Origin of the sequence: Picosynechococcus sp. NKBG042902 (assembly GCF_963864045.1) — a bacterium.
Lineage (GTDB): Bacteria > Cyanobacteriota > Cyanobacteriia > Cyanobacteriales > MRBY01 > MRBY01.
This window is the reverse complement of sequence record NZ_CAWLTV010000048.1, coordinates 1-24,548: the sequence shown is the minus strand read 5'-3', so window position 1 is coordinate 24,548 and position 24,548 is coordinate 1. Positions and strand designations below refer to the sequence as shown.

Annotated in this window: 29 protein-coding genes and 3 pseudogenes; 18 read left to right on the top strand and 14 right to left on the bottom strand. The window is 45.8% G+C overall.

Features of this window, described 5'->3' with window-relative positions; genetic code table 11:
* The 3 genes and pseudogenes from AACR41_RS01685 to AACR41_RS01675 all read right to left on the bottom strand — a co-directional run.
* Positions 1 to 298 (bottom strand): annotated as a pseudogene (locus AACR41_RS01685) (PIN domain-containing protein); the annotation flags it as partial.
* A complete protein-coding gene (locus AACR41_RS01680) occupies positions 295 to 777 on the bottom strand; it encodes a helix-turn-helix domain-containing protein (protein WP_030008102.1) in 483 nt (160 codons plus the stop codon). The gene AACR41_RS01680 and the pseudogene AACR41_RS01685, both read right to left, overlap by 4 nt.
* Before the next feature lie 87 nt (positions 778 to 864).
* A complete protein-coding gene (locus AACR41_RS01675) occupies positions 865 to 1,044 on the bottom strand; it encodes a hypothetical protein (RefSeq protein ID WP_030008101.1) in 180 nt (59 codons plus the stop codon).
* A gap of 205 nt (positions 1,045 to 1,249) precedes the next feature.
* On the opposite strand from AACR41_RS01675, the gene AACR41_RS01670 reads away from it, so the two are divergent.
* Both AACR41_RS01670 and AACR41_RS01665 read left to right on the top strand, forming a co-directional pair.
* A complete protein-coding gene (locus tag AACR41_RS01670) occupies positions 1,250 to 1,504 on the top strand; it encodes a hypothetical protein (RefSeq protein ID WP_012308643.1) in 255 nt (84 codons plus the stop codon).
* The gene (locus tag AACR41_RS01665; RefSeq protein WP_030008100.1) at positions 1,501 to 1,923 is read left to right on the top strand and encodes a PIN domain-containing protein; all 423 of its coding nucleotides are present in this window, start codon (positions 1,501 to 1,503) and stop codon (positions 1,921 to 1,923) included. Before AACR41_RS01670 ends, AACR41_RS01665 begins: the two co-directional genes overlap by 4 nt.
* 103 nt (positions 1,924 to 2,026) lie before the next feature.
* Here AACR41_RS01665 and AACR41_RS01660 read toward each other — a convergent pair whose 3' ends face one another.
* From AACR41_RS01660 to mobF, 3 genes are read right to left on the bottom strand one after another with little or no spacing between them, the layout of a single operon-like run.
* Positions 2,027 to 2,656, bottom strand: coding sequence for a DUF3854 domain-containing protein (locus AACR41_RS01660; protein WP_030008099.1), 630 nt, complete (start codon positions 2,654 to 2,656; stop codon positions 2,027 to 2,029).
* Positions 2,653 to 4,005: a hypothetical protein gene (locus AACR41_RS01655; protein WP_152551035.1), complete on the bottom strand. Its 1,353-nt coding sequence runs from the start codon at positions 4,003 to 4,005 to the stop codon at positions 2,653 to 2,655. Before AACR41_RS01655 ends, AACR41_RS01660 begins: the two co-directional genes overlap by 4 nt.
* Positions 4,006 to 4,020: 15 nt before the next feature.
* A complete protein-coding gene (gene mobF / locus AACR41_RS01650) occupies positions 4,021 to 5,775 on the bottom strand; it encodes a MobF family relaxase (protein WP_030008097.1) in 1,755 nt (584 codons plus the stop codon).
* Between the two features lie 470 nt (positions 5,776 to 6,245).
* On the opposite strand from mobF, the gene AACR41_RS01645 reads away from it, so the two are divergent.
* From AACR41_RS01645 to AACR41_RS01590, 12 genes and pseudogenes are all read left to right on the top strand, one after another.
* The gene (locus AACR41_RS01645; protein ID WP_030008096.1) at positions 6,246 to 7,232 is read left to right on the top strand and encodes a ParM/StbA family protein; all 987 of its coding nucleotides are present in this window, start codon (positions 6,246 to 6,248) and stop codon (positions 7,230 to 7,232) included.
* 11 nt (positions 7,233 to 7,243) lie between these two features.
* Positions 7,244 to 7,591, top strand: coding sequence for a hypothetical protein (locus AACR41_RS01640; protein ID WP_030008095.1), 348 nt, complete (start codon positions 7,244 to 7,246; stop codon positions 7,589 to 7,591).
* Between the two features lie 12 nt (positions 7,592 to 7,603).
* Positions 7,604 to 8,110, top strand: coding sequence for a hypothetical protein (locus AACR41_RS01635; RefSeq protein WP_030008094.1), 507 nt, complete (start codon positions 7,604 to 7,606; stop codon positions 8,108 to 8,110).
* Positions 8,110 to 8,319 carry a hypothetical protein gene (locus AACR41_RS01630; protein WP_030008093.1) on the top strand — a complete coding sequence of 70 codons (210 nt, stop codon included), beginning with the start codon at positions 8,110 to 8,112 and terminating at the stop codon, positions 8,317 to 8,319. The genes AACR41_RS01635 and AACR41_RS01630 overlap by 1 nt, the downstream gene beginning before the upstream one ends.
* 190 nt (positions 8,320 to 8,509) lie before the next feature.
* On the top strand, positions 8,510 to 9,148 hold the full coding sequence (locus AACR41_RS01625) for a ParA family protein (RefSeq protein WP_030008092.1): 639 nt from the start codon (positions 8,510 to 8,512) through the stop codon (positions 9,146 to 9,148).
* Positions 9,141 to 10,040, top strand: a complete 900-nt coding sequence (locus tag AACR41_RS01620; RefSeq protein ID WP_030008091.1) for a ParB/RepB/Spo0J family partition protein — start codon at positions 9,141 to 9,143, stop codon at positions 10,038 to 10,040. The genes AACR41_RS01625 and AACR41_RS01620 overlap by 8 nt, the downstream gene beginning before the upstream one ends.
* A gap of 547 nt (positions 10,041 to 10,587) precedes the next feature.
* Positions 10,588 to 11,019 (top strand): putative toxin-antitoxin system toxin component, PIN family, encoded by a 432-nt coding sequence (locus AACR41_RS01615; protein WP_030008090.1) that lies wholly within the window; start codon positions 10,588 to 10,590, stop codon positions 11,017 to 11,019.
* 2 nt (positions 11,020 to 11,021) lie between these two features.
* Positions 11,022 to 11,345, top strand: a complete 324-nt coding sequence (locus AACR41_RS01610) for a YlcI/YnfO family protein (protein WP_030008089.1) — start codon at positions 11,022 to 11,024, stop codon at positions 11,343 to 11,345.
* Between the two features lie 789 nt (positions 11,346 to 12,134).
* Positions 12,135 to 14,807, top strand: coding sequence for a PD-(D/E)XK nuclease family protein (locus AACR41_RS01605; protein ID WP_030008088.1), 2,673 nt, complete (start codon positions 12,135 to 12,137; stop codon positions 14,805 to 14,807).
* Complete coding sequence (locus AACR41_RS01600) at positions 14,807 to 18,022, top strand: UvrD-helicase domain-containing protein (protein ID WP_030008087.1); 3,216 nt, start codon at positions 14,807 to 14,809, stop codon at positions 18,020 to 18,022. Before AACR41_RS01605 ends, AACR41_RS01600 begins: the two co-directional genes overlap by 1 nt.
* Before the next feature lie 188 nt (positions 18,023 to 18,210).
* Positions 18,211 to 18,447, top strand: a complete 237-nt coding sequence (locus tag AACR41_RS01595; RefSeq protein WP_030008086.1) for a DUF433 domain-containing protein — start codon at positions 18,211 to 18,213, stop codon at positions 18,445 to 18,447.
* A 77-nt stretch (positions 18,448 to 18,524) separates the two neighbouring features.
* Positions 18,525 to 18,818, top strand: a pseudogene (locus AACR41_RS01590) (DUF5615 family PIN-like protein); the annotation flags it as partial.
* 143 nt (positions 18,819 to 18,961) lie between these two features.
* On the opposite strand, the gene AACR41_RS01585 reads toward AACR41_RS01590, so the two are convergent.
* The 4 genes from AACR41_RS01585 to AACR41_RS01570 form a co-directional block, all read right to left on the bottom strand.
* A complete protein-coding gene (locus AACR41_RS01585) occupies positions 18,962 to 19,306 on the bottom strand; it encodes a type II toxin-antitoxin system PemK/MazF family toxin (protein WP_030008084.1) in 345 nt (114 codons plus the stop codon).
* A 3-nt stretch (positions 19,307 to 19,309) separates the two neighbouring features.
* The gene (locus tag AACR41_RS01580) at positions 19,310 to 19,561 is read right to left on the bottom strand and encodes an AbrB/MazE/SpoVT family DNA-binding domain-containing protein (RefSeq protein WP_030008083.1); all 252 of its coding nucleotides are present in this window, start codon (positions 19,559 to 19,561) and stop codon (positions 19,310 to 19,312) included.
* Positions 19,562 to 19,654: 93 nt separating this feature from the next.
* Positions 19,655 to 20,065: a HEPN domain-containing protein gene (locus AACR41_RS01575; RefSeq protein WP_030008082.1), complete on the bottom strand. Its 411-nt coding sequence runs from the start codon at positions 20,063 to 20,065 to the stop codon at positions 19,655 to 19,657.
* Positions 20,062 to 20,379, bottom strand: a complete 318-nt coding sequence (locus AACR41_RS01570; RefSeq protein ID WP_030008081.1) for a nucleotidyltransferase family protein — start codon at positions 20,377 to 20,379, stop codon at positions 20,062 to 20,064. Before AACR41_RS01570 ends, AACR41_RS01575 begins: the two co-directional genes overlap by 4 nt.
* Positions 20,380 to 20,599: 220 nt before the next feature.
* Between AACR41_RS01570 and AACR41_RS01565 the strand changes: the two genes are divergently transcribed.
* The 4 genes from AACR41_RS01565 (at position 20,600) to AACR41_RS01550 (ending at position 22,016) form a co-directional block, all read left to right on the top strand.
* Positions 20,600 to 20,803, top strand: a complete 204-nt coding sequence (locus tag AACR41_RS01565) for a type II toxin-antitoxin system VapB family antitoxin (protein WP_339367619.1) — start codon at positions 20,600 to 20,602, stop codon at positions 20,801 to 20,803.
* Between the two features lie 183 nt (positions 20,804 to 20,986).
* Entirely contained in the window at positions 20,987 to 21,184 is a 198-nt protein-coding gene (locus AACR41_RS01560; protein WP_339367618.1) for a PIN domain-containing protein, read from the top strand.
* A gap of 134 nt (positions 21,185 to 21,318) precedes the next feature.
* A complete protein-coding gene (locus AACR41_RS01555; RefSeq protein WP_030008079.1) occupies positions 21,319 to 21,600 on the top strand; it encodes a DUF2281 domain-containing protein in 282 nt (93 codons plus the stop codon).
* On the top strand, positions 21,600 to 22,016 hold the full coding sequence (locus AACR41_RS01550) for a PIN domain-containing protein (RefSeq protein ID WP_030008078.1): 417 nt from the start codon (positions 21,600 to 21,602) through the stop codon (positions 22,014 to 22,016). Before AACR41_RS01555 ends, AACR41_RS01550 begins: the two co-directional genes overlap by 1 nt.
* A gap of 190 nt (positions 22,017 to 22,206) precedes the next feature.
* Here AACR41_RS01550 and AACR41_RS01545 read toward each other — a convergent pair whose 3' ends face one another.
* The 4 genes and pseudogenes from AACR41_RS01545 to AACR41_RS01530 form a co-directional block, all read right to left on the bottom strand.
* Entirely contained in the window at positions 22,207 to 22,545 is a 339-nt protein-coding gene (locus AACR41_RS01545) for a HepT-like ribonuclease domain-containing protein (RefSeq protein WP_030008077.1), read from the bottom strand.
* The gene (locus AACR41_RS01540; RefSeq protein ID WP_030008076.1) at positions 22,535 to 22,834 is read right to left on the bottom strand and encodes a nucleotidyltransferase family protein; all 300 of its coding nucleotides are present in this window, start codon (positions 22,832 to 22,834) and stop codon (positions 22,535 to 22,537) included. The genes AACR41_RS01545 and AACR41_RS01540 overlap by 11 nt, the downstream gene beginning before the upstream one ends.
* Before the next feature lie 170 nt (positions 22,835 to 23,004).
* Positions 23,005 to 24,027, bottom strand: coding sequence for a hypothetical protein (locus AACR41_RS01535; RefSeq protein WP_052349728.1), 1,023 nt, complete (start codon positions 24,025 to 24,027; stop codon positions 23,005 to 23,007).
* Positions 24,003 to 24,548 (bottom strand): annotated as a pseudogene (locus AACR41_RS01530) (hypothetical protein); the annotation flags it as partial. The pseudogene AACR41_RS01530 and the gene AACR41_RS01535, both read right to left, overlap by 25 nt.

The window sequence follows — 24,548 nt, the reverse complement described above, 5'->3', positions numbered from 1 at the left end:
CTGCTAATATGTGGCGATCGCCTTTATCTGGCAACTCTAATGATTCAATCAGTTCCTGATAGCCATCTACTAAACAATCTCGAATATGACTATTCATCAAGTCTCTTGTTCTTTCTAGGCGTTTTTTTTCAATGTCAGGTCTATTTTTCAACAGATTTCTGATCCACTCATCATGAATTTCGTTTGTCCATTTTGCACGATACAAATCTTTTACAGCTAAACGCATCAGCAGATCTCTTACAGGTGCTTTGTACAGAACACAAGCATCGATTAGTGCGGTGAAATTGTTGGCAATCAATATCCCAATCCTAGTTCCTGAGCTTCTTGAGTTAGCTCATCCAGTGCTTGCATCCTTTGACTATCTATTTTTTGCTTATAATCCATCACATCTTTAAACAAAATCCGACGATGGGTTCCTACTTTTCGATAAGGCATTTCCTGATTCTCGATTAACTTAATCAAGAAAGGACGGGAGACATTCAAGATATCTGCGGCTTCTTGGGTTGTTAATTCTGCATGGATCGGTATCAATGTGACTGCATTGCCACCCGCCATCTGCACCAAAATCTCTTGCAATAGGCGAAAAGCACCTGAAGGAATGTCGATCCGCTCTTCGTTTCCTTCACTTATTTGGATATGCAGCCTGTAATTGCAGGGGTGAGCTTCTAATTCTCTATTCTTTAGAAGCATCAACAATTGATGACTAGATTCCATCGCAAGCTGTGTTTCGGCTTGAGTTGGTACTACAGTACCCAAAACATTGGCGGTAATTGTCATGTTTTTTACCTATGTTTTCTACGCATTTTTTGCATAGATTACAACTCCATATTATAAACGAAATAATCGAAACGAGATCGCCCCTACTTACACCTCCTGTCTTCGCTTAGGTTTCAATTTTTGCTGTAGACGCTGTAATTCCTGCTCTATCTGGGCTTGATAGGTTTTGGCATCTTCGGGAAGCCCTTGCTTTCGCTGTGCTTCGAGGGTGTTGCTCTGGTGCAAGATTTTGATTTTGTCTTGGGGGTTTACGGTGTAGGCGATCACCTTTGAGAGTCAGCCCTAGATGTTTACGGCATTTCTGATTTGTTTATGATCTTCAGCACGGGGTTTCTTTTTATGGACTAGCCGAGTCAAGTTAGACTAAGGAAAGATTGTTATTGCATTACCCATTGTTAGTGAAGCTATCACCAACAAAATTAAAGTCCTTGACCTTGTTGCCATGAATTGAAACTAAGTTCCAGAACTAGCTATGACTTTTCAAGATATTCAAACCCAAGTCCGGCAACTCCCTGATGCTGACAAATGGCAACTGGTCAGAATCCTGTTGGATGAACTCCAACCACACGAAACAACACCATCAATGGCTGACATTTCAGCCACTCCCTCAGAAGCAGCAGATGCCCTGAGCCCTTGGATTCAGCAACTAATTGGCATTGCCCAGCTCGAACCTGTGACAGATCCTACGGAACTATACATCGATTATCTAGAGGAGAAATACAGTTGAGAAATATCCTTTTTGATAGTGATGTCATCATTGATGTCCTGACCAAACGGGAACCTTTCTTCATAGATTCTGCCAGAGCCCTAGACTTTGCCGCCCACGACCCAGGGATAAACTTATATATTGCGGCCCATGCCGTCACCAATATTTTCTACATTGTTCGTCGTTCCCTGGGGGTAACTGAAACCCGTCAGAGTATCAAACACCTACTACAGAAAATAGAAGTCGCTGGGGTTAACGATGCCATTATTCGCGATGCTCTAGCTACTAACCTCAAGGACTTTGAAGATGCTGTTAACATTAAAACTGCTGAGGCAATCAACGCAGAACTGATCATCACTAGAAATCTCCCAGATTATGAGGGTGCTGATGTACCAGCTATTTCCCCAGCTACCTTTCTAGGAATGAATGCAAAATCTTGAATGGACTCCATACAAACGGGACTCAGGCAAAAGAAAATGGGAGATTAGGAGAGCGAAGCTACTGACAGCCAATCAGACTATGAGCGCTGAGATCACCCACGGATTAGATGTTTAATCTGTGCTTGGGATTTAGTTTCCATTGTAAACGCTGTAACTCTTGTTCTATCTGTATTTGATAGCTTTTGACATCTTCGGGAAGCCCTTGCTTTCGCCGTGCTTCGAGGGTGTTGCTCTGGTGCAGGATTTTGGTTCTGTCCTGGGAGTGCGCGGTGTAGGAGATCGCCGTATCAATCATCAGTTCGGTTAACTTTCGTCCCTGTCCTTGGGTTTTGAGGAGATAATTCCTCAGCTTTAAATATTCATTGCGATAGTGTTTGTCAGCTTCCCAGGCTAACGGGATAGCATGACCTAACACCTCCAAAAAGCGTTCTATACCTTGGTTTACGATTAAGTCATCGATGCCTTTGCCTTCGTGGGACTGCCATTTTAAAACGTTTACTGTGCAGCCTGCTTCTTCTAGGAGTTCGCCGGTACGGACTAAATCTCGCCGCACGTTTTGTACGGTACTTTGTTTAGTGTCTTGGTCGAAGGCCATCAGGATTTGTCGTCCGTTCGTTGCGAATACCGCCAATTCAGGATGGAGTCTACGTTTCGGCAATTCCACACCATTTTCTCGACTGCGATACCCCCCCGTGACACTGGGGAGAGCGATCGCCGCATAACCCTGACTCAATACTGATTCTGCTTTTTCTTACCCTCCACCGGAATAATGGCGATTTGCGGATACCAGTAAACACAAGGCCAAAAACCACTCTTTCGTTCTTCAGCACTAGGATTCACACCATAACGGGCATAGATTCGCTCAGCAATTGACTCAGGTATTCTTGGAAAGATAATGCCCTTCGGGATTCCTCTAGGCGCTTCATATTTACGGTATTGGTCACTGCCTTTTTGCTGGGTTTTGCGCCAATCGAGACGAGGATGATCCGTTTTAAACTCCCCAAAAGTTTTCTCTGGAGGGATTTCACCTGGGATTAAATGCGGAAGACGAGTTGCATCAATGCCGCCATCCGCCCAGACGCCCCCCTCAGCAACAGTGGCATATTGATCCATCACCCGCTTCATGGGTTGGGTGACATACTGACCAGTGCCTAGAGTTGCTAAATGGTCTTCCAGCAGCCGTTCATAGACATCCATTCCTGCCAATGATTCAGCATTGAGGGCAGCCACATCTGGGGCAATGCCTGATTTTTCTACGCGCTCTAACCAATGCTCTTCCGTCAAATGTAATGGTGCTGGAGGTGGCGTTAATTTGAGGCCTTGTTCCCTAAGGAGTTCAGAAGGATTAACCTGATTATGGGAAATGTCTGCCAGTTCCCTCAGTTTCTGGGCATTGGTCGTCCAGATTTTGACATCATATTTGGCCCGGGATAAGGCGACTAATACGCTTTCACGGTTGATGGTGGGGTCATTGCCAAAACTGACGAAGACTTGTTTCGCAGTTTTACCCTGGCTGGAGTAGACGGTGCCTACCAGGGCATGGTCACAGTGATTCAAGTCATCCAGGGAGAATTCATCTAATCTTTCCTTATCATCAACAACGCTGACTAAGCGAGTCTGGGGATCAATGCCGATGATGGTAAACTCCCGGCCATTGGTACGTTTCTGCGGGCGGTTATTCCTCGTCCACTTCAGGCGATCGCCTACGGCAATAGGCAACTGATTTTTGGTAAACACTTCGGTTTTGAGGGGATATTTCAAGCCCTTCATATTCAGGGTAATGTGATCATTAAGAGTCACATCATCACCAGAGATTTGGGTGACCTGATAACGTTTGGAGCGCTTGAGGCAATTGTGGTCTTTGAGGGGAATCAAGACATCGCCGACAGCATAGAACCGAGCATGTTGCTTTTGCTCCTCGGTCATATTCTTCCGAGTTAGAGTTTCGGTTGCATACTCCGTTTCCTGAATCTTGCCTTCTTGTTTTAAACCCTGTCGAATCTGGTGAATAAGAGCATGGCGTTCCCGGTGGGTGCCAGACAAGACCAATGTTTCAGCCCGTTCTGTCTCGTCTAGTCTCAAATAGGCTGCAGCAATCTATTGGGTACGGTCTTCGATATCTGGGGTTTCAGAGACTTTGCCATGTTTCTGCAACCAGGCGATCGCCTCACCACCGAGGTTGTGGTAGGTCAGTTGTACAGCCCTGGCGATGATGGAATCTTTCTGGCGGAGGAAATCTTTTAAATGGCTGGCACTGAGGCCATTATCAATCAAAGATTTGAAGGGAGCCCCTGCATTGACGGCGGTTAACTGTTTGGGATCCCCCACCAACAAAACCTGAGCATTTTGCTGACTAGACTTGAGCAAGAGTTGATAGGCTTCTTGGGCGGATAATTTCCCAGCTTCATCAATGAGCCACAGCTGTCGTTTTTCAGGCGGTTCATTTTGCTGGAGGAGATGATAGGCCACCGTATCCGTACCAATACCAACCTCATCACCAAGGACTTCGGCGCTGCTGGCATCAGGCGCAAAACCAGACACTTCAATACCTTGGGCTTGTGCAATCTTAACAAGGGTGTTCAAGGTAAAAGTTTTGCCAGCTCCAGCGACTCCCACCCAACCCACAACGCGGTCCTGGCTACAAAGAGTGTGGTTTACCGCCTCAGCTTGAGATTTGGTGAGCGCTTTCGGTAACTGGGTTTTTGTCATTGGGATAGGCTCTAGTTGTCCCTGACCTGCCTGCATCAGCGTAATCGTTGCTTTCTCCCGTGCCAAACTCTCCTCTATTGCCAATCGCCGCCCTCTACGAATCAGTCGAGGATTTGCATTAATGGTTGCTTCAATTTCCTCAAAGGAATGACCCGTTGGTTCCGCCACGATAAAGGCCTCTAAATCTTCTCGGGTAAAAATAGCGGTGCGCTCCTCGCTGTGGCGAATTGCCTGTTCAACCAATACCGTTAGATTCTTCTCAAGGACCGCATTTCCAGGATAGGGGGTGGGGTGTTCAATGTCCAATCCTTCCGCCGTGGTCTGCCATTCTGCCAACAGTGCCTGCCGATCCACATCATGCTGTTTAATTTTTCGAGTTTCAAATAGGGCTTTAATCCGGTTTTCGTTCGTATCCTCTAACCCCTCTGTCTTCAAGTATTCCAGAATCTGCTGATGGCGATCGCTAAATCCCTCAACCTGTTCTCGCGTATAACCCTTCAGTTCAAATAGTCCATCGGCTCTGACCTCAATTTCATAGCCCAAGTTCTGCACGGCCTGCGCCAACTCATTGCGATAGAGTTTTCCTAATAAAATCCGATGTTGATATAGCAATCGATTTGCCGCAGATCGCCATATTCCTGATGCATCCTGTGCCATATTCATCACCAAGCAATGGGTATGTAGATTTGGGTTCAGCTCCCGATTTGTGTCATGCAGAAATTTCGCAACGCAGATATTTTTCACTGGCGTATGTTGTTTGTTCACGCGGGTTTCGCCGTACCGTCCCTCAATCAAGCTCAATACCCGCTCTACTGCTTGATTATGCGCCTCTATCAAATCTTGATCTTGGTTCACTAACGCTGCGATGGATACCGACTTGGGGGCTGAAAAGGTTAAGTCTGTTCCGGCGATCGCCTCTTTGCCTTTCGGGGGAGCCTGTCGCAATTGTGTTTGCCCATCTGCCGTCTTACCCTGCAAAATATTTTGAAAAATTTTTCCGTCACTGATTTTTTCGCTCAGCCCTAAAGCTGTCGCACCCTTCCCCCACCATTGCGAAAATTCTACCTGCTCCTCCTCAGCGTAATAATTTTCCTTGTAGTAGCTCCCTGCTTTTGCCGGAGTCATCGTGGCGATCGTCAACATACCTAAAATTTCCTCTGTTTTTAGGTAAGAGAAAATCTTCTTCCGATTTCGGATATTTTCCACCCGTCAAAAAAACCTCCGGAGGTGTATAAGGTGTGGGGAAATTTCCTCGGCTTGACCAGTGGGCTACGCTTTTACCCCTGTACAGGATTTGCTACAGATTTTCCCTCTTTTACCACCTTCTTTTGATCATTATTTGCTACGATTTTGTACTTTTTTCTCAATAAAGACCTATTTTTCTTACTTGTTGAGAATGACTTCTCTCATCACCTATTTTCCGACCCTCGTCGGGTGCCTAAGTTGTGACAGATCTGTAGCAAATCATGGACTAATCCTGTATATCGACAAAATCAATACGAATTAACTATTACTGTCTTTCTTTAACTCCTTTCGTGAAGTTTTGTAATAACTCATCTGTCCTTATCTGAATCTCCTCCTCTTTTTCTTCTTCGTCTGTAGGAGGTTTTTTTATGTCTATTCTCAAAATTGTTATCGACCCTGGCACCAGTGCCACTAAAGTCGTCTATCGTCTTAGTTCGGGTTCTTGCCAGTGTTTTGTTATGTCCCCTCACTGTGCGCCTGTTCCCCCCGATTATCCCCAATCTGCTTCTTGGGGCTTCAGTTCTACTCATCTTGAAAGTTCTTGGGTTTCTCTGCCTGATTCTTGTTTTCTTCTTGGGGCGATCGCCAAAAAGTTTCAAGGTTCTGAACTACGCAATCACGAACTTAAATGTGACAAGGCTCTCTATAAAATTCTCGGCATTCTCGCCTATATCCAACTCCAGATGGAACAGTCTGTGCCAATCGATGTTGGCATTCTCTTGCCTTTTGATGAGTACCTGACTAAAGATCAACTTGAAAAACGTTTAATTGCTGCTCAAGATTCTGTCCAATTTTGTGGTCAGGCTCTCTCTCTTCACTTTAACGAAATTCGCATTTTTCCTGAAGGGGCGGGTCTACTTCTCTGTGGTCTGCCCAAAACTGTACAGAAAAAATACTCTCGCATTACTGCCCTTATCATTGGTCATCGTAATGTTTCTTGGTTAGCCACCGACCGTGGTGTTCCTCTTCCTGAAGCATCCATTACAAATAACCTCGGCTTTCGTTGGTTAGTTCAAGAAGTTCGTAAACTTACTGGACATAAAGATGAACTCTCTCTCGCTGAGCTTCTCTTCCATGGCACAGAGCTTCGACCAGATCTTCAACAGGCGATTCACTATTGTCTCCCCCTCTATTGGCAACAAATTCACTCTTTTCTCACTGAACAGCAGTCCACTGATTTTGTCGTCTGCGGGGGGGGAACTGCCATGCTTCTTGAACCTCAGCTGATTCAGCATTTTTCTGGTAATCTCGGCTGGGCTAATCATCTCCTTCGTCCTCTTTTAAAATCGACTCTCCTTAATCCTGTCCTTGCTCGTCGTTTTCTTGATGCCTATGGACTCCTTCAACATTTATAGAGGTCTTTTCCATGAATCGACATTTTTTCTATAGTCAAGATGAAACTCCTTTTCGAGATATTTTGATCCACATTAAAAAATCTCAAGGAAAAACGATTCAAAGGGAAATTGAAGATGCTTTTTTACTTCTTCATTATCCTCACTTGCTTCATTTTTCCCATCGCTCTCCTGAACTTATTATTCGTCAGGCTGAACTTTCCATTCATCGTTTAACCCAGGAAATTACCCAATTAACAGCTCTCATCACTTCTCTTTCTCCTCCTTCTCAAACCTTTTCCGATCCTGAGACCGAGACAGAAATAACTGATGAATCTCAGCCTCTTTTTTCTTCTCCTTTATTCACTTCTGATAGTTTCTAGAAATTCTTCATCATGAACAAACAAAACATTATTGAAAAATACAATATCACTGATGCCAAATTCTATGAAATTCTTGATGGCCTAGATATCCCACAGGATACAATTCACTTTTCTGATAGACAAATGTCTCTTTTTGAACAAGTTTTACATTTGGCACGTCAGCAGAAGAAAAGCTATAAACAGGCGATCGCCATCGTTTTAAATCAGTCCACTGATTCTCCGGAGTTCGCTGAGGCAAGTCCGGTTTTAGAGCCGGAACTGACTGACTTCCTACAGCAGAAATCGACGACTTTTGCTGAGCAGATCATTCGGGAAACCCCTGATGTTCTCAAGGAACAACGGGCTGCTGCTCGTAAAATTGTTGTTGAGTCTTTCTGGAAGCGTATCAATGAGATTGGACGCTCCGAAGAGTTCCAACGCAAGTTTGATGCTGCTCTTTATGGGGATGATATCCTCGACATTTCTGTGTTGCCGGGGGAGTCGTCTGCGCTGCCAGAGAGTTCCTCCTCCGATTCCTAATGGATTTTTGTCGAGAACATGAACGGGCGTTGAAAATCCGGGACAAACAATTACAGCTTCAACAAGCTGAGATTGAACAGAAAATCTTGTTTCGGCGGCGTAAACGACGGGAATTCGACCATTTTTGTGAGTCATTATTTACCATCTTGGCTCTGATGGCGATCGCCTTTGTTCTTGGCATCTTTTTTGTGCAACTCTTTTTTCCTTAACTCATCTTTGGCGATCGCCTTTTACTCGTAGGGCGATCGCTATAATCCAAAACCCTTTATTGGATGATTGGGTAATCGGACTGTTTTTCATGCTACCTATTGGACTGAATACCCAAAAATCTGAAGCTAGTGGCTACCCATAACGTTATGGGTAATATAAAATATGCTCAGGTAAATCTTAGGTTGATCTGTGAGCATTATCAGCATTGTGAACCAAAAAGGTGGCTGCGGTAAAAGTACGACAGCAGTACACCTTGCCTATTGGCTGGCCCAAAATAAAAATGTCACGTTAATTGACGCCGATGCGCAGCAATCAAGTTCGAGCTGGCTGGCACGTTTACCTAAAGAAATTCCAAATGCTGCGATCCTTGATCCCGAAGCCCTCTTTGATGCCATCGAAGCGGCCAGCAATCAGTATGATGTGGTGGTGGTTGATGGCCCCGGTAGCCTAAGTGAAATTACCAAAACAATTCTGGATATTTCTGACCTTACCCTCGTTCCTTGCCAACCATCCGGTCTTGATCTCAGCAGTAGTAGTAAAATTTTGCAGGTCATTCGTCAGCGACAAAAAGTGCGCGGCGGCCAGCCCCATGTTGGCTTATTCCTGAGCCGCGCTGTCAAAGGCACCGTTTTATTAAAAGAAGCACAGCAGGCCCTCAGTCAAGACCAGCGGTTTCCACTCATTAATTCCATTGTCTATCAGCGGCAATGTATTTCTGATGCGCCAATTCAAGAGGCAACAGTTTTTGATTTAGCGGGCTCTGCCGCAAAAGCAGCTCAACAAGACTATGAAAATTTATTTATGGAGGCTTTGAGTTACCTTGGCTAGACGTACCGTCGGAAATTATTTAGCAGAGCTATCCACTGAGCCAGAGTCTGCCGTGGCGATCGCCAATATTCGCCTTTCGGCCAGTCAACCCCGTCATTACTTCGATCTTGAGAAAATTCAACAGCTTGCTGCTTCGATTCAAAAATATGGCATTTTAGAACCCCTCCTGGTTCGACCGATCCCTCACCAAGCTAACCACTACGAATTGGTTGCAGGAGAAAGACGTTATCGTGCGGCATTGCAGTTGGGCCTCAAAACTGTACCAGTTGTGATTCGTGACCTGGACGATCAACAAGCCTTGGCGATCGCCCTTGTGGAAAATCTCACCCGCGAAGATCTCAACCCCGTCGAAGAAGCAGAAGGTGTGCTTAATCTTTTGGCAATAGAGTTGCAGCGTGAACCCCAAGAAGTAAAAAGTTTACTTTACCGTTTAGAAAACGAGAAAAAAGGAAAAACGATTACCCATAACGTTATGGGTAGTGAAATCGGTGAGCAGATTCAAGCTGTTTTTACAAACTTGGGTCAGAATTGGTCGTCCTTTACGGCGAATCGTTTACCCCTACTCAATTTACCTGATGATATTTTAGAAGTCCTCCGTGAGGGGAAAATTGCCTATACGAAAGCGAAGGCGATCGCCCGCTTACAAGATGCCGAATTACGAAAAAACTTATTAGAGACCGCCATCCAGGAAAATCTCTCCTTAAGTGAGATCAGGCAGCGTATCAATGAGCTAAAGTTCAACACCGCAGAACAAAAGCCCCAGTCACGCATTGATCAAACGGTCAAACGACTCAAGGCTGCGCGTCTCTGGGATAAAAATCCTGAAAAATGGGATCAGATGCAGGCATTACTTGCCCAGATTGATGAACTAATTTCCGAAGCATCCCATTAGTTTGGGTAGTGACTGCCCGCCGAGATAAAAAATGAAACTGCCTGGAATTCCTCTCCCATGGGACTCCGTTTCGTTCTGGAAAAAAGGGAAAAATAATTACCCATAACGTTATGGGTAGTTGCTATGGTCTCCAAAAAAGGCGATCGCCTCACAGGAGCAGTTTAGATAATTTTTTCACTCAATCTGAGTTACTGGAGTGTTTTATTTGGTAAGTTCTGAGAATTAGGTTTAAAAAGCTTGTGTGACTTACACATAACGTTATGGGTAACTTTCTCCAAATGATGCGCACTTCATTCCTATATCAATGGTGATGGCTCTGTGAAGGAATTAGGTCAGCCTTTACTGAATAAAGAAGTACCCACTAGCGATCACTGAAACCACTATTCTTTCGTTAAAATCAGTAAAAAAGGTCGAACCTTGAAACGATCTCTATACAAGACTCTCAGGCAATATTTTTTCTATAATCCTAGGTTTCTGTCGAGATGCGCCCTCTAGTCCATCGCCGAATGCAACTAAACGACACTGAATATGGTGCTATAGTGGTGTCATGACAGAGCAAGCCCCATTACACCTCGTTATTGACACCAACATCGTTCTAGAAGGCTTAACCAAACAGGGGAGCGCATCAGGGCTGATCATCGAAGCTTGGTTAGCCGAATTATTCATCGTTCACATTTCCACGGCGATTGCCTATGAATACCAAGATGTTTTAAGCCGTAAACTATCCCCTACTCGTTGGCAAACCCTAAAGCCCGTCCTTGGTCGGTTACTCACCCTCACTAAATTCACCGAAATCCATTTTACATGGCGACCCACTTCCCCCGACCCCGGCGATGATCTGATCATTGACTGTGCTATGAATGCCAATGCGGCGATCGTTACTTTAAACCTCAAAGATTTTCAACGGGCAAAACAGTCCCTAGGCTTACCTGTTCTGTCCCCCGTCGAACTCATTCTAAAACTCACAGGAGATGAATAACAATGAGTCGTTTAACCCTACGCTTACCCGAAACCCTCCACCAACAGCTTAGTCACCAAGCCTCCCAAGAGGGCGTATCCCTAAACCAATACATTGTCTATGCCCTAACCCGTCAGGTTTCCCAAAATTACGTTGTGGAACCCGTTCCCGCTGAGAACGTTGAACAGCAAAACACCTCATTCCAAAAACTTCTCAATGATTTAGGTCAGGCAACTCCTGAAGAAGTAAAACTCGCGCTAGACGTAAGGGAAACCGTAGAGCTAGAAAGCGAATTAAACCCAGAGACCATCACCAAACTCCGCCAGAAGATAAGTAGCAAAGTCTAGACTTTTTGAATTTATGGCTTACAAAAATAGATTGGCGATCGCCCAGGAAAACAGAGTCGTGTGCCCTGAGTTCATCCTAACCCCGATTTTCCTGCCGAGCTAAAGCCTGTTCAATGAAATTTGGATCAGGCAGATAGAAACAATGCCTCCAGTTCCTCAACGCCTTGCAGGAACTTCTCTCTTCGAGCCGACAGACACACTGATTCTGGCATTTGACTACGCGGCCTCAAAAAGTTGGCCACTTCATCCACTGCTCGACAGAACCGATCAGCAGATTCAAAGTCACCAAAGCCCAGAATCGGATAGTATATCGGTGCTTGACAGGTCTATGGCTTTGCTCGATGGGGTTAGCAGTACATGGATTAGAGGGCGCATTTGAACAGAAAGTATCGGTTATAGAAAAAATATCGTCTGAAAGCCTTACACAGAAGGTGTTTTGAGGATCGACCTTTTTAGGCCATTTTAACGAAAGAATAGGGGTTCTAGGGGTTACGTCATAAAAGGGAACATATTGCACGCTAAGAAGGTGTGACTAATGCCCTATAGTCTGAAATTCTTTCGAGTTGCCGAATGAGTAGGCGATCGCCTCACAAAAGCAGTTTAGATAATTTTTTACTCAATCTGAGTTGCTAGAGTGTTTTGTTTGGTAAGTTCTGATGGTGAGGAGTTCAAGACTTGAATGAATTACCCATAACGTTATGGGTAGCTTTTTCTCCGATTTTATCTGACGGGAGAGAGTGATCGCGTCATGGGCTTTGGTAGGGACTTTGATTCGGGCAAGTTGATTTTATGGGCATTATTTACAAGCATTCATCACCTTTTCTACAGGCAGCTCAGGCTCTTCTGAAAAAGGGAAAAGCGGAGGTGATCGCCCCGACCCGGCAGACTGCCCGATGCCTGAAACAACAACAGCCCTATTCCCTGAGTAGCCTCGCTGCGGAATTGTTATGGCAGAAAGGCCAGCGGGTGCTTAATCCCCTAGAACAATATCAGCAACTGAAACAGGCGATCGCCGCAACCCTAAACCCGACAGATTTAGAAGGCACAGTGCAAACCTGGCGGGGGGCAATGCAGGAACTGCTCCAAGCAAGCCCCAATCTTGATGGTTTAAAAGCATTTAACACCCCAAAAATCCAGCAACTGCACCAGGTTATTCAACGGTACCAAGCTCAACTACAGGAAACTAAAACTGTAGATCCCGCCGCTGTGCTGTGGCAGGCGATCGCCCTCAAGCCGGAGCCCCAAACCCTGTGCATCTATGGCTATCCAGATCCGAGGGCCGATGAAATTGCCTTTATTGAGGCGATCGCCGCTGCCGATAGTCTGCTGTATTTACCCCACGTCGATGACCAGCCTCTTTTTTCACCCCAAGCCGAACTCATCAAACGCTTACAAGGGAAAGGTTGGCACCTAGATGATAGCCAACCAGAGACATTAACCTTGGGCGATCGCCTGAGCCAGAAATTCTTCGGTCAAAACAGTGTTAATTTCGAACCTAAAACCGTCCAAGCCCACGTTTATCCCAACTGGGAGGCAGAGGCCAGGGGCACCCTGGGTCAAATTAAACAACTGCTACAACAGGGTGTCGCAGCGCGAAAAATTGCCATCGTCACGAACGAAGATAACCATTGGGGGCCGCTCTTGCTTCATGTCGCTCAGGAATATGAAGTGCCCCTGAGCCTACCAAATCCGATTTCTCTCCAAAAAACCCGCCTCGGTGCTTGGCTGGAGCAACTTTTAACCGTCATTGAAACTAATTATTCCTTTGAAGTCACGGCCCAGTGGTTAAGCCATCCCCTCACCCATGCCTCGGGGAGAAAATTTTGGCAGGTGGCCCGCACCCTAAAGCCTAATCATTTTGAAGCATGGCAGGCACTTACCCAGGAGCATTATCAATGGGATCTTGCGGTATTGCAGCCACCCCAACAAGGGACTTTTCTGGTTTGGAGGGAATACCTGAAGGAAATTTTGAACGTTCTTGAGGTGCGTCGCCGCGCTTTACCCTGGGTAACGGAAACTGTCGCCTACAAAAAATTCATTGATGGCCTCGACAGCTTAACAACATCTCTAACGGAAATCATGACCTGGGAAATGTTTCAGGCAGAAATTCGCACTAGCTTGCAACTATTGACCACACCAGCCTATCCCATGCGTGGTGGGGTGGGGGTGCATAATCCCCAAAATCTGATTGGTGCCCAGTATGACTATATTTTTTGTATTGATGGGGCTGAAGGGGTAATGCCTCGACCGTTGCGGGATGAACCCGTTTTAGATTTTTATACCCGTAAACAGTTGTCTGATAAATTGCCCATCGAAGGGGCGATCGCCAAGGCGCGGCGAGAACAATTTCAGTTTTATAGCCTGTTGCAGGTGCCCCAAAAGCAATTCACTTTTTCCTACAGTACCCTTGGTCAAGGCGAAGGCCGCTACCGTTCCCAAGTTGCCTCGATCTATTTTGATAAGCTTGGCCTCCAGCCCAAGAAGACATCAATTGCTATGGCCGCCAGTGTTGCAGAAGCCCGCCAGTTTTATCTAACCCAATCCCAAATTCCAACAGAACTTCAGTCGAAAACATTAGACCAGGCGATCGCCGCCCACCAGATCGAGCAACGACGTCTTCAAAAGAGCGCATTAGATGAATACCAAGGCTTGATCGGGATGCCATTCCCTTGGCGAGAACATATTTTTAGTGCGTCGCAACTGTTGCAATTAGGGCAATGTCCTTTTAAGTGGTTTGCGGGTAAGGTGCTGAAACTCGCAGCCCTCGATGAACCCGAAACCACCTTAGAACCCAGTCAGCGGGGGATTCTCTACCACAAAGTTTTGGAACTGGCTCTCAATGCTTATCGAAAGAATCCAGACCTGGATTTAACGGACTTTGAGCAGCTTAAAGCATGGTTTATCGAAGCAGAAGACGTTTTAAAACTGCCGGAATTGTCTGCTTGGGAACGACAGCGCACCGAACATATTCAAACTCTCCAACGGGCGATCGCCGCCCCAGAATTTCTACCAGAAGGCCGTCATGTCTTTAGGCTAGAAGACAAGATTCAGTTTACCTGGCAAGATTTTCGAATTACTGGATACATTGACCGCATTGATCAAATCAGTGGCACAAACGAGTTAGTGATTATGGACTACAAAACCAGTTCTAGTCCACCCAAAGGGATTCAGGATGAGTCTGGTCTGCTTAAAATTGATCTCCAACTACCCATCTATGAAGCGGCGGTACAGCACCAATATCCTGAGTTTCAGGTAAAGCAGAATCTTTATTACTCCCTAACTAAAGGGGAAAAACTCAGTGCAAAATTTCCCGATGAAAAGGATCTTCAGGCTGCGGGCGATCGCCTCAAAACTCATCTTGAAAGCGGTTCCTATCCCGTTGCCCCCGATGGGAAATATGACGCCTGCAAATATTGTGATTTCAAATCAGTGTGCCGCATCAACCGGGAGGAACAAGAATAATGCCTTTAACTGAACAACAAGAAAAAGCGGTCACCTCAAAAACCAGTGTTAGTATCACCGCCGGGGCAGGGACGGGAAAAACCCACATGTTGGCCGCCCGCTATCTTCATCACTTGGATAAGGATAAGCTTTCCCCTTTGCAGGTGGTGGCAATGACCTTTACAGAAAAAGCAGCCACAGAATTACGGGCCAGGATTCGCCAGGCGATCGCCCAGGAACACCCAGATAGATTTGATTGGCTCGCCGAAGTAGAAGCCGCCCAAATTAGTACCTTCCATGCGGTGGCAATGCGCATTTGTCGGGAACATCCCGAAGCGGCAGGGGTACCCGCAAATTTCCAACCTTTGGACGAGTGGGAAGGGAGCATTTGGCAAGCGGAACAGTTAAACGTGGCCCTGGCTGAGATGCCCCCAGAACTCTACGGAGAGATTCCCTATTCCACCCTCAAAACGGCGATCGCCGCTCTGCTTGGTGATCCTCTGAGTGCCCGTGAAGCTCTAAAAAGAAGTTGTGAAGATTGGCTGCCTGCTTTGCGAGATAAACAGCAGCAGGTGATCAAAAATCTGTTAGCCAGTGAGACTTGGCAAGAGACCCAAGCCCTGATGACCCAATACCAAGGAGCGCCTGGGGATAAGTTAGAGCTGGTGCGCCAAACTTTAGCGGAGTTAATGGCAGACCTGGAACGCAGCCAGGATGACATTACGAGTGTTCCCTTTCAAAGTACCTTACAAGCGCTGAAAAGCTTAAAAGTAGGCAGTGTTGGGTCAAAGAAAAATTGGCCCAGTGAAGATATTCTCAAAACAGTCCGCAGTCAGGCGATCGCCTGCCGGGATTTTGTCCAGAAATTTCCGGATATCTCGTTACTGGGTTTGACTTTGGGGGAATTGGATGAACGGGAAACCCAATGGGTGATGACTTTACAAGGTGCTTTCCAGTGGCTAGAGCAACGACTAAAGGAAATCAAACAGCAAGCCAGGGTTTTAGATTTTAATGATCTAGAAATTTATGCCCTCAAAGCCCTTGAAGATCCAGCGGTGCGGGATTATTACAAAGAGCGTTGGCGAGCCTACTTGATCGATGAATTTCAAGATACTAACCCTACCCAAGGGAAATTACTCGAAGCTCTTACCGGAAAAAGTATTCTGACCATTGTCGGGGATGATAAACAGTCGATCTATGGATTCCGCCGGGCCGATGTGGAAGTTTTTCGTAGCTGGCGATCGCAGTTAAATAATGGCGTCGCTTTAACCCAAAGTTTCCGCACCCATGAAAGTTTAGTCAACAATATCAATACTGTATTTCGGCCTGTCCTCGGAGACCTACACCAGGATTTGGATGCTCATCGTCAAGAAGCCCCCCACGATCCGTTCCATTTAGACATTTATCGCTTTGCCCCAGAAGAAAAAATGGCGATCGCTGAGGCCCGGAAAGTCGAAGCCCAACAAATCGCCCAACTCATATACGACATGCTTTCCCAGGGAATGAAGGTTTGGGATAAGCCCACAGATACAGAAAGGGCGATCGTCCCGAAGGATATTGCGATTCTTTCCCGCACCTGGGATCCCCTCGATATTTACAGCCAAGCTCTGGCCCAATGGCAGATCCCTTTCCTCCAATCCAGTGGCGGCAACCTTTTAGATACCCCTGAAGCCCTGGATGGTCTGTCCCTGCTCCAGTTCATTGCCAATCCTAATGATGATCTGGCCTTAGTTGCAGTCCTCCGGAGTCCATTTTTGACCTTGAGCGATCGCCTACTCTATGAATTACGTCCCCAGAAGAAAGACAAAAAATGGTGGTCTTGTTTAAAGGATAGTCAGCAGCCAGAAGTCCAACAACGGGTGACGATTCTCAAACAATTGCTCAACAAACGCGATATCTTCACTCCATCCCAACTCCTCCAACTAGCCGATCAACTGACTGGCTATTCTGCTGTGATTACCAATCTTCCCCAAGCAGAGCGTCGTCTTGCCGATTGGCAGGGCTTTTTAGAACTTTTGCGTCATCTAGAACAGGGCACTGCTGATGTATTGTCTGTGGTGCGTCGTCTGCAACGCTTCCAGCGCCATGGGGTTAAAATTCCCCGGCCCCCCCTCGAAGCTGACGATGCCGTTTCCCTGATGACGATCCACGCCGCTAAGGGTTTGGAATGGTCGGTGGTGATTGTGCCGGATTTGACCCGAAAACTTTCCAATACCAGTTCCAGTATTCTCTTTGATCCAGAATTTGGTGTTGCCCTCAAACAACGGGATGACCAGGGAAAGCTTCAAAAATCGGTGCTGTTTCAACTCCTCGAAGGGAATCAGCAAGAGCGAGAAACCGCCGAAGCGAAACGGGTGTTGTATGTCGCCCTCACCCGCGCCCGCGATCGCCTCATTCTGACCACGCCCAAAGAGAAAGGCGGGGGCCTAGATTTACTGCAGCCGGGTTTAGAGGATTTTGCGATCAAAGATATTTCCCCGGATCTATATCCCCCAGCAGAGCCCTGGTGCAAAGGCGATGAATCTTCAAAACCACAACAGCCTCCTCAATTACTTCTAGAACCAGCCCGGAGCTATGGCCTTGAGTTACCAATGACGGCGCTGACGACCTATGCTCGTTGCCCGAAAAAGTTCTACTTTGAACAAATCATCAGACATCCAGGTTTAACGGAAGGGGAAAGTAATTACGGGGCGGCCATTGGTTCCCTCACCCATACTGCCCTCGAAAAAGACTATCAAACCGTCGAGCAATTGAATTTCCATAACCAGGATCTCAAGCTCCCCCCTGACAAAGTGCAAGAAGCCCTTGATCTTGCCCAAACTTTCCGGACAGACCCAGTATTTGCGGCTGTCCAAGCAGGTGAAAAAGAAGTTGCTTTAGAACTCCGTCAAAATCAGTTGGTCTTAAACGGTCGGGCAGATCTCGTTGGCGCAAATTGTGTCCTCGACGTTAAAACAGATTCAAAGCCCAATCCGATAGAACATCGTTTTCAACTCTGGGCCTATGCCAGAGCCGCAGAAAAACCCACAGCCTATATTGCTTACCTCCGCCAGCAGCAACTCTATACTTTTACCCCAACGGATTTAAAAAGCATCGACCAAGAAGCCGACATCTTAATGCAACAGATCGCCCAACGGGATTACACGCCTAAACCTGACTCTGACCACTGTTCCTACTGTCCTTATAGTCAGATTTGTGATGCCGGGAAGTCTGTTTTGCCAGAGGAACTCAGCTAAAACCCCACTCTATGTTTGGTCTAAGCGACGATTACCTGCAAAATGGCGATCGCCTCTATTCTCCTCTCTGTGAGAAAGCACTGCATATCTTCGAGGAGTCGGGCTTTGGTCATGGGTTGGTTCAAGATATCACTGTGTCATTGGGGTAAAGGCATTAAAATAAAAGTGAAATGTCGGCATCAAAAATTATGACTACAGCTTTGTTGAGGAGGATAACTTTAAATCCGGCAGTGATGGGTGGGAAGCCTTGTATTCGAGGTATGCGAGTGACCGTAGGCACAGTGGTGGGCTTGGTCGCAGCAGGATATTCTAGCGAGGCGATTTTAAAAGCTTATCCTTATCTAGAACGGGACGATATTTTTGCGGCGTTGGCATTTGCGGCGTGGCGAGCAGAGGAATATGAGGTGGACTTAGCAACGGCATGAAAATTGTTGTTGATATGAATTTAAGTCCGCTTTGGGTCGGTTATCTACAAAATTTTGGTTTTTAAGTATGGCATTGGTCGTCAGTTGGTCAGTCTGACGACCCAGATACGGTAATTGTTGCCTGGGCGAAGGCAAATGAAGCGATTATTTTCACGAATGATCTGGATTTCGGGGCAATCCTCGCTGCTTCTCAAGCGGATGCGCCTAGTGTGTTTCAAGTAAGAACACAGGATCTTATGCCCCAGACCATTGGAAAAATTGTGGTGCAGTGTTTAAGGCGGTTTTCGGAAGAGTTAGAAGCAGGTGCATTAGTGACGGTTGATCTGAATCGTACCAAGATCAGGATTCTGCCCATTAACAAGAAGATCTAGCTGATCACCTCTTTCAGAAATTTTGAAGGTATTTTAGCTGAGATACTGCCCATGAGCCAAAACTAGATAAGCACGGTACTGTTCATCTTCTGTCGTGTAGACCTGAAAAAATATGAGGGTGATTGCCCCACCCTGTTTCCGACTTAAGCAATAATTACTTGCAAAATGGCGATCGCCTTTTCGAGTACCTCAGCTGGCAGAATTTCACCAGTACTGCGCCACCAACGCTGACTCAAATCAAGAGTCCGCACCTGTTCAGCAATAATCGACCCTTGCACTTTGTAGCCGGCTGGAATGGCAATTAAAGTTTTAACCTCTGGTTTGTGAACGCTGGTGATCGGCGAAACAATCACAATGCCATTACGGCTTTGATTAAATTGGGTGTGACTGAGGACAAGACAGGGACGAGCTTCTCCCATCTGCTCACGACCCTGAGTTGGGTTGAGGTTGATCCGAATCACTTCTCCACGTTTGGGATAGGGTGCCATGGTCTACAGGAGCTCCCGTCCTGTTGCCGATGTTTCTAAAAAGGCCTGAACATCATCAGGATATTGAAAATCATCGGGGATGCTGGCTAGTAACTCATCCAAAGTAGGAGCACTCGGTTTCTTGCGGATGACGAGGGTATCATCCTTTTCTTGCAATTCCAGGGTACAGGTTTCATCCCAGCCGAAACTTTCGACGAGGTGGTGAGGGATGCGTAGCCCTAAACTATTGCCCCATTTTCTCAAATGTATATCCATGGGTTTAGCTCAATATTATCTTATGTATAATTTTAGCTCTTTGTAGTCATGTCAAAGGCGATCGCCTATCGGAGCTGTTCTGTTTTCGCCCGTTTATAGTTCAAATCCCACCTTTGCCAACTGCTGTTTAATCTCTGCCACAAAAACCTGAGCCTGCTGGAAGAGCTGTTCTGCTAAGGAGAGATCAGGCTCTAACATTTCCCCGTAATCATTAGCCTGTCGCTCATCAAAAGCCCGATGTAAACTTTTCGATAACTCTTTCCTAAAAATCCCTGTTTTCACAAACTCCCGATCAAACAGGCTAATGATCCCACTATGTTTAGAAGTGCCTAAGCCTTTTGTGGCGAGCAACCCTAAAAGGGCGTAAAACATCGCGTAATATGACCGATTAATAGAACCGCGAAAAGCTGACTGCTCTAGTAACAATTTTGCTTCCCGTAAGGTCTCATCTGCTTCTTGCAGCCGGTATCTCACCAAAAGCTGAAGCTGTCCATTTGCGGTCATACAGCAATGCCTTCTTCTAAAATCTTCGCCAAAACCGGACTCGCGCCTACTGCCCCAGCAGTGATCTGATCTTCCGTCACCACAAAAGTAGAAATAATCCGGTCATATTTAAAGCCAATTTCCCAGGCCAAATCATAGATTTGTTCCCGCAATGGTCGATCCAACTCTGGCACTTTGAGGAATATATCTAAATCCGAATCTTCCTGGGCATTTCCCCTTGCCCGCGATCCGAAGACACGGAGATCTAAAACAGGCATCATTGCGTCAAGGCGATCGCGAAATTCACGCACAATTTGATGATCAAAATTTTCCATGACAATCGATGCTCCGAAGCGATCTCAGCTTTCGCTGATTGAATTTTAGCGTGTCTAGGAATGAGCGATTTTCGATCAATCTGACTCTTACACCATAGGGGCGATCGCCTTTGGGAACTGCTCTCTAATTTCCTCCTACTGACCCAGCCTGCCCTTGTAAGCTATAGGTAATGCACTTTATACCCATAAAAATGTACTTTTTGTACACAAAACGATGCGAATGAATGTAGAACTTGATGATCAACTAGTTGAAGAAGCCTTTCGCTTAACCAATGTGCGTACCAAGAAAGAGCTGATGCAGCTTGCCCTCCAAGCCCTCATTAAAAGTCAGAAAAAACATGATTTGCTGGATTTAAGCGGCAAAATTCAACTTCAGCCCAATTATGATTATAAAATGCTCCGTAGTGACTCCCAGGAAGGCTAAAGAATGTTTCTGGTGGATACTTCTTCCGTGACCGAACGGGTAATATACGACAGCGATTTGAGACGATAGTGGGGGAGGAAGCCTACTATTTGAGCCGTTTTATCCAAGTAGAGTTGCTCCAAGGAAGTCGTGATGAGCAGGAATGGCAGCTATTGACGACTTATCTGAGTAGATCAGGACTACTTGAATTTGCAACCTCAGCACTGGCAGTATGCAGCTCGCATTTATTACGATCTCCGTCGAGGAGGAAAAACGGTGAGAAGTACGATCGATTGTTGCATTGCCCAATTGGCCCTCAGTTATGATTTGGTGCTGCTACATCAAGATCGAGACTTTGAAATAATAAAGAGAGTCCGCGCCTTGAAAGAACATCGTCTTTGAGCAATTTCCTTTCGCAATTCCAAAAGCTGAGTGATCGCCCATGGGATCCGCGCTCGAGTCTGATTATGTTGACCCAGCCCGACCCAGGTACTGATGCGGGTTCTACAATAAATGAATTATGGAGAGTTGGTACCATGCCCAAAACAACTGTCGAACGTCAATATCTCATCAACACAGTTGAAACTTTACCGGATGAAGTTTTAACAGAACTTGCGAATTTTCTTGACTATCTAAGCTACAGAACCCAGCAACAGCAATCATCTCAAGAATCACAGCAAAACTTTTTATTAGACATTGCGGGTCTAGGTCAATCGGGTGAGCGGAATATTTCTGAATCGGATGAAGCGATTCTCGAGACTGAGATTGATTCGCTTTGGGGTTGGCATCATCAGGCAAATTCATCCGTAGAAAAATGATGACTGCCATTCTGGATACCAGCTTTTTATTTGCCCTGAGCGATCGCGATGATTTAAATCACCGTCGTGTACTCAGTGTCGCTCAAAATACTTCTGGGAAATTGGTCCTCCCCGTCGCTGTTGTTCCAGAAATTTGCTATCTGCTCGCCTCCAGACTAGGTCACCGGGCAATGCGTCAATTTATCTCGCGGATTCATCCAGAAGCGGTACAGCTCGAAGCAACGACGATAGAAGACTGCAAGCGAATTAGTGAGCTTTTAGAAATCTATGCGGATAATCAACTTGATTTTACAGATACGGCCATTGTGGCGATCGCCGAAAGATTAGAGATAGAGACAATCTACACCCTTGACCGTCGGGATTTTTCTGTGATTCGTCCAAGGCATTGCGACTATTTTCGGATTATGCCTGATTAACCCCCCTAGATTTACAACTGAAGAGATTGTTGGGGAAGAGAGTCGATTGGCGGCGATCGCCTTTGAGTTCCTATCTTACCTTTTGCACCCATCAAAGCAGCGAAGTGTGAGCATAAGCTTCTAGGGCTTCTAGTGAATAATGAGGGAATGGAGGCCAAAAAGACGCTAATAGAATAGTTGCGTCTTTTACTTATAGTTTTTCTAATTGGGCGATGACTGGGGGTAAACTGCGCTGTAATGTTTGCCAAACTACGCCTAAATTGACTTGAAAATATTCATGGGCCATCACATTGCGCATATCAGCCATGATGCGCCAGGGAATTTCAGGATATTGTCGTTTAATTTCTTCTGGAATATTTGCGCTTGCTTCACCAATAATCACAAAGTTATACAGGACTGACTGCACCAGCATTTTATTGTTTGCAAATTTTTCAAAGCTCAGTCCTGCCGTAAAGTCAGAAATATCCTGGGCAGCCTGCAAAATATCCTGAATCCTCAAACGCCAGTCCCGAGGTGTCCTAGAAGGCATAAATTGTGTCCTCTAAAACAGGCTCCCGTAGATGTTCCCGCAAGGACTCTTCCATGCCCAGATCGACTTTGCAGTCAAATAAGTCTTCGAGAAAATGACGCACTGCAAATAGCTCGAAGAGGGAAGGAGTATTCTTGAACTCCACCAAAAAATCTAAATCACTGTCTGCCGTCGCCTCATTTCTGGCTACAGAACCAAAAAGCCGGAGTGATGTGACCCCCATGCGCTCTAAGTCTGGACGATGGCGTGTGAGTTGCTGTAGTACCGAATCTCGACTTAACCGTTGCATATTGATATGAACTCTCAGGTCATCAATTTGGCAAAATCACTGCTGTCATTGTAACGACTAAGTTTTGGGTAGAGACGGTTGATCGCCCACCATGATTTCTCTAATGTCGCCCAATAAAAAAGGAGGCCAGCGAACATCAGTGACCTCCTTGGGGATCTGGTGTGATTTTCTTAGGTATTGCGGCTGTCTAAATTAGTCTGGGCATATTGCCGCACAACTCGGTCTGCGTCGCTGCTGACGAGGGTTTTTAGCACCTCGGTAGGGGTGTTGGGATTCTCGGCAACGGCGCGGCGTTCGAGGAAATCAATGCTGGTGGCACAACGCTCGAGGGGTTCCACTGGGCAGTGGGGAGAGCGGAGGGCAAAGAGACGGCGATCGCTGGGGAAGTTGCCACGAGCTAGAAAAGTGATTGTTCCCCGGAAGATAGCTTGTTGTTTGTCTATGGGGCAGTCTGGCTGTTGGGCCACGTTGTAACAAGCTTTACGTACGTCTTCATCTTCGTCAGAAGCAAGTTGTTCTAATATTTCAGCAGGACAGTCAGGATTGTTTGCTACGTTCTTACGTTCATATCCATTGTGTATAAGCTGTTTTAGTATTTCAATGGGACACTTAGAATTCTTAGCTACCTTTTCGCGTACCCATGCATCATCATCATTAGCAAGTTGTTGCAATATTTCAGTAGAACAGTTGGGATTGCTTGCCACATATCTGCGTACCCATGCATCATCATCACTAGCAAGTTGTTGCAATATTTTAGTAGGACAGCTAGGGTTTTCTGCGACTTTTTGACGTACCGTTTTATCTTTGTCATGGGCAAAGTATTGAAGTAGTTTGGCAGGACAGCTAGGGTTTTCTACGATATTTTCTTTGATTACATCTTTATCTTCATCAGTGGCCAATTGTTCTAGAATTTCAATAGGGCAATTAGAATTTTTAGCTACTTCTTTACGTATATACTTATCTTCATCAGTGGCCAATTGTTCTAGAATTTCAATAGGGCAATTAGAATTTTTAGCTACTTCTTTACGTACGTCTTTGTCTTCATCAACAGCCAGCTTTTGGAGAAGTTCAACAGAACAATTTGGGTTCCCTGCTACTAACCAGCGTATATCTTCATCAGAATCAGTAGCAAGTTTTTGCAGAGTTTCAATAGGACAGTTTGGATGTTTTACAGCTTTTTTTGTATGTCCCATTCATCATGTGCAAGCTGTTGCAATATTGCAGCAGGGCAGTTTGGATTACTCGCTACCAAGTATTTTAATTCATCAGCAAGTTGTAAAAGTATTTCAGTAGGGCAGTTTGGATTTTCTGCCACATCTCTGCGTACCCATTCATCATAATCAGTGGCAAGCTGTTGAAGTATCTCAGTAGGACAGTTAGGATTACCTGCTACATATCTGCGTATCAAAGAAGACTGATCAGTTGCTAGTTTTTTAAATGAATCAATAGGACAACTAGGATTTTTAGCTACCTCTTCGCGTAGAGATATACTGTCATTATAGGCAAATTCTCTTAAAAATTTAATAGGACAACTGGGATTCTGTGCCACTCCTCGCAATTCCCAACCAAGGTTCTCAGAACTAAGACGTTTTTCTAAAATAGCTACTTCCCAACTATCATCAATAGTAAGGTTGCTTTGTATGTGGCATTTAGCGGCAACTGCAATCTCTAGATTGTTATGTTTTGCCAAAGCGTGTATGATATCTAGTTCTAA